The organism is Haladaptatus sp. (genome assembly GCF_049589095.1).
Taxonomy (GTDB): domain Archaea; phylum Halobacteriota; class Halobacteria; order Halobacteriales; family Haladaptataceae; genus Haladaptatus.
The window spans coordinates 1-3,359 of the sequence record NZ_JBAWAC010000416.1; the positions used below are offsets into that span (position 1 = coordinate 1).

The 3,359-nt window shown below is 56.9% G+C and carries 8 protein-coding genes; 7 read left to right on the forward strand and 1 reads right to left on the reverse strand.

The annotated features are described in order from the left end of the window. Positions 1-480: glutaredoxin 3 (grxC, locus tag WBV42_RS13100; RefSeq protein ID WP_423986420.1), on the reverse strand; the 480-nt coding region annotated here is incomplete at its 3' end. Between the two features lie 109 nt (positions 481-589). Here grxC and WBV42_RS13105 point away from each other — a divergent pair. From WBV42_RS13105 to WBV42_RS13135, 7 genes are all read left to right on the forward strand, one after another. Further along, positions 590-874 (forward strand): DUF357 domain-containing protein, encoded by a 285-nt coding sequence (locus WBV42_RS13105; protein ID WP_423986421.1) that lies wholly within the window; start codon positions 590-592, stop codon positions 872-874. A gap of 58 nt (positions 875-932) precedes the next feature. Beyond that, positions 933-1,208, forward strand: a complete 276-nt coding sequence (locus tag WBV42_RS13110) for a winged helix-turn-helix domain-containing protein (RefSeq protein WP_066145352.1) — start codon at positions 933-935, stop codon at positions 1,206-1,208. A gap of 58 nt (positions 1,209-1,266) precedes the next feature. Then, on the forward strand, positions 1,267-1,572 hold the full coding sequence (locus WBV42_RS13115) for a hypothetical protein (RefSeq protein ID WP_423986422.1): 306 nt from the start codon (positions 1,267-1,269) through the stop codon (positions 1,570-1,572). Positions 1,573-1,709: 137 nt separating this feature from the next. Then, positions 1,710-1,991, forward strand: a complete 282-nt coding sequence (locus WBV42_RS13120) for an ArsR/SmtB family transcription factor (RefSeq protein WP_423986423.1) — start codon at positions 1,710-1,712, stop codon at positions 1,989-1,991. A gap of 141 nt (positions 1,992-2,132) precedes the next feature. Further along, a complete protein-coding gene (locus WBV42_RS13125; protein WP_066145339.1) occupies positions 2,133-2,327 on the forward strand; it encodes a cold-shock protein in 195 nt (64 codons plus the stop codon). A 92-nt stretch (positions 2,328-2,419) separates the two neighbouring features. After that, on the forward strand, positions 2,420-2,599 hold the full coding sequence (locus tag WBV42_RS13130; protein WP_066145336.1) for a hypothetical protein: 180 nt from the start codon (positions 2,420-2,422) through the stop codon (positions 2,597-2,599). A gap of 290 nt (positions 2,600-2,889) precedes the next feature. Next, positions 2,890-3,126, forward strand: coding sequence for a UPF0058 family protein (locus WBV42_RS13135; RefSeq protein WP_066145334.1), 237 nt, complete (start codon positions 2,890-2,892; stop codon positions 3,124-3,126). Positions 3,127-3,359 lie beyond the last annotated feature (233 nt).

The window sequence follows — 3,359 nt, forward strand, 5'->3', positions numbered from 1 at the left end:
GATCAGTTCCGGCCCGCTGATCCCGTCCGGGACTCCGGGGTAGTTCTCCACGTCCGTCGTGAGCGTCAACTGTCCGCCGGGTTCGTCACCCTGCAAGACGAGGGGGTCGTTGTTCGACCGCGCGGAGTAGATGGCCGCGGTCAGTCCCGCGATTCCGCTTCCGGAGACGATGAGTTTGCGGTGTTCGACGTCCTCTTCACCCCCGTCAGCGATGGCGAGTCCGAGTTTCTCGTCCAGTTTCCCTTCCTGTTCGAGCGCGCAGGTCTCGTCCCACCCACCGATGAGTTCGTCGTCGACGAACACCTCCGGCGCAGTCTTGCGCCCGTCCGCGCGTTCGACCATCTCCTCGAACAGTTCATCGTCGCCTGTGACGTTGTACGTCTCGTACTCGACTCCCTTCTCGTCGAGGAGGTCCTTGGCCTTCTCGCAATACGAACAGTTCTCCTTGGTGTACATCTCTACCCGAGGCTCTTCGGTCATGGTGCAATATCACTCTTCGTAGTGTATTTACCTTGCGCTGTCTCCCCTGCTTTCCGGTTTCACGGACGGTGTCGCAGGCCTTACCTTCGCACCCCACCACGGTTCGGTCATGCCTGCAGATCTGGTCGAAAAGACGAACCGGTACGAACGCCTGTTGTCGGAAGCGCTCGACGCCGCCGAGATTTCGGCACCGACCGACACGCCGATGGGTGAGGCGGCGCTCGACTGTCGGGAGATGGCGCAGTCGTATCTGGACGACGGGAGACACTTCAAGGAGGACGACGACTTCGTCAACGCGTTGGCGTCGTTTTCCTACGGCCACGCGTGGTTGGACGCAGGCGCACGGATCGGAATCTTCGATGTTCCCCGCGAGGGGCACCTGTTCACGATGTGACGATCTCTGATTAGTAGGGCGATGCGCTTAGGTGGAAGGGGTGTATCGGTCCGGTGTAATGGAGGGCGTTCTCTGGTACGTGCTCACCGGAACTCGCGGCGGAGCCAATCGTGTACGATTGGTTCGGGCGCTAGACGAGCGACCACGGAACGCCAACCGACTGGCGGAGGACTTGGACCTCGATTACAAAACCGTTCGTCATCACCTCGACGTGTTGATGGACAACAGCATCGTCGAGAACAGCGGCGACGATTACGGAGCGGTGTACTTGTTGACCGACCAAGCCCGACAGCACTGGGAGACGATCGAGGACATCATGGAGAAGATGGACTGAGTATGGCCGAATCTGGGAAAGCATATATGCGAGAGCGATCACAAGGGAGGTACGACGGATGGGAATCTGGATAGACGTCGCACGGGTTTCTACGGCCCTCAACGTGGTGTTGCTCCTCGGCTTGAGCTACGTCTGGTTGGACAACTACCGACAGTTCCGTTCGAAACACACGCTCGGCCTGTCCGTGTTCGCCATCCTCCTCCTCTGTCAGAACGCGCTGGCGGTGTACATCTACTCGTGGGACGAGACGCTGTCCCATTGGTTCGCAACGGCGGTGCCCGACATCGCGTGGCAAGCGATGCTCGCGCTCCATCTCCTCGAATTCGTCGCACTCGTGTTTCTCACGTGGGTCACGTGGGACTGATGTTTTGACCCTTCCTTGTCGGAATAGATGACCATTTATCGCGGTTTAGCCACTCCATAGCAAGGGGCATGGCGTTCGTCGGTAACGTCCGTGACACACCGAACGCTTCGTTTCGGCGCTACAAGGAAGGGGGGACGATGAGCCAAAGCGGCAAACTGTGGTACGTCCTCTCCGGGAGTCGCGGCGGTGCTCGTCGGGCGGCCCTGCTGGAACAACTCGCGGAGGAGCCACGGAACGCGAATCAGTTGGCAACCGACCTCGATATCGACTACAGCACCGTCCGTCACCACCTCGATATCCTCGTCAAACACGAGCTCGCCGAAATCCGAACGGAGGAGTACGGTGCGACCTACGCACCGTCGGCGGAGGTCGAGCATAACTGGAACGAGGTCGAGACTATAATTCGAACCGTCTCGTGACGAGTTTTGACCCTCGTTCACGCTACTGTCGGCGAGTAGCTCGATTTTACCCGTCGACGGAGTGTATGTTCTACGGTATATTGTCACACGATACCAATAACCGCAATTTTTATGCCCGTCACGGCGGTTTGTCTACGTGCAATGGCGAAAGGTACGGTCACCTTCTTTAACGATACCGGCGGCTACGGGTTCATAGAGACGGACGACGCGGACGACGACGTGTTCTTCCACATGGAGGATGTCGGCGGCCCGGACTTAGAGGAGGGACAGGAAGTCGAATTCGACATCGAACAGGCAGACAAAGGCCCACGAGCGACGAATCTCGAACGGTTGTAATCGAATTTCGTCACGGGAGAGACGCGTAGCGACTGCTCTCTTTCGGGGGAGTGCCAAAAAGATTTTTCTCCTTTCCGACCGATATAGGCTGTATGGTGGAGACCTACGTTCGATTACTTTGTCCAGAATGCGGAAAACACTGGGAATCGGGACCGGACGAGCTGCCGGAACCGAAACGACAGTTCAACTGCCCTAACTGTCATGCAACCCGAGCGACATCGGAGTTCACGCGAACCGAGCGTGACCTCGAAACGCTCAAACAACTGCAGTAAGCCGACGTTGTAATCGACGAACGAACCCACTTTTCGCGACGACCCTTTTTCGCTGATACGGTTCCGGTACTCACGGTATGCCCGCCTAACGCGGTCCCGACCATGAGTCGTTTCACCGTATGGGTGACTCTACTACCGCCCGTAATCGGACATGTCCGGACGAGCGTATCGCCGCGGTACTGTATCTATTTTCGAAACGCTTCTGAAAACCCCCGAGAAACTGACTATACGGCGTGCTAACGGGACTCAAGATAGTAATATAACCCTGCAACCGTTATCTTCGTGTGCTTATGAAGAAGCAGGAGCTCATCCACCTTCACGGCCTGCTTGCGGAAGTTGGCACTCACTTTGAGAACCGGGACGGAGAACAGATTACGCTGGACGAGTACGACGCCCTTGGCGTACGACCGACATCTATTCACAAATCGAAAACCGATCACAAAGCGGCAGTGTTCGCACTGTCCGAGGCGATAACGTCGGGTATGGGTGAAACCGAACCCAAAGCGGTCGCACCACAAGCAGACTAAGACGCAGCGCGCCGATTCTCTCCAATAGTACCTTCCCCAGTAGCGACGCGTTTCACTACCGAATCCTCAACACGTATTTGTCAAATGTCGCTGTTTATCGGTTTCTCGGCACTGTCTAGTTACTCGACTTCGCACCTTATGCTGGCTAAGCGCGTATAGCTAGCGTGAATCGCTGATGCTTCCAATTACGTCGTTCTTGTCGTGTACCGAGCCAATCGACCGGCTCGAGTGTT

What these genes read in the sequence shown, in the direction of transcription:
- WBV42_RS13105 (WP_423986421.1), top strand. Translation starts at nt 590, where the DNA reads ATGCCTGCAGATCTGGTCGAAAAGACGAACCGGTACGAACGCCTGTTG.
- WBV42_RS13110 (WP_066145352.1), top strand. Translation starts at nt 933, where the DNA reads ATGGAGGGCGTTCTCTGGTACGTGCTCACCGGAACTCGCGGCGGAGCC.
- WBV42_RS13115 (WP_423986422.1), top strand. Translation starts at nt 1,267, where the DNA reads ATGGGAATCTGGATAGACGTCGCACGGGTTTCTACGGCCCTCAACGTG.
- WBV42_RS13120 (WP_423986423.1), top strand. Translation starts at nt 1,710, where the DNA reads ATGAGCCAAAGCGGCAAACTGTGGTACGTCCTCTCCGGGAGTCGCGGC.
- WBV42_RS13125 (WP_066145339.1), top strand. Translation starts at nt 2,133, where the DNA reads ATGGCGAAAGGTACGGTCACCTTCTTTAACGATACCGGCGGCTACGGG.
- WBV42_RS13130 (WP_066145336.1), top strand. Translation starts at nt 2,420, where the DNA reads ATGGTGGAGACCTACGTTCGATTACTTTGTCCAGAATGCGGAAAACAC.
- WBV42_RS13135 (WP_066145334.1), top strand. Translation starts at nt 2,890, where the DNA reads ATGAAGAAGCAGGAGCTCATCCACCTTCACGGCCTGCTTGCGGAAGTT.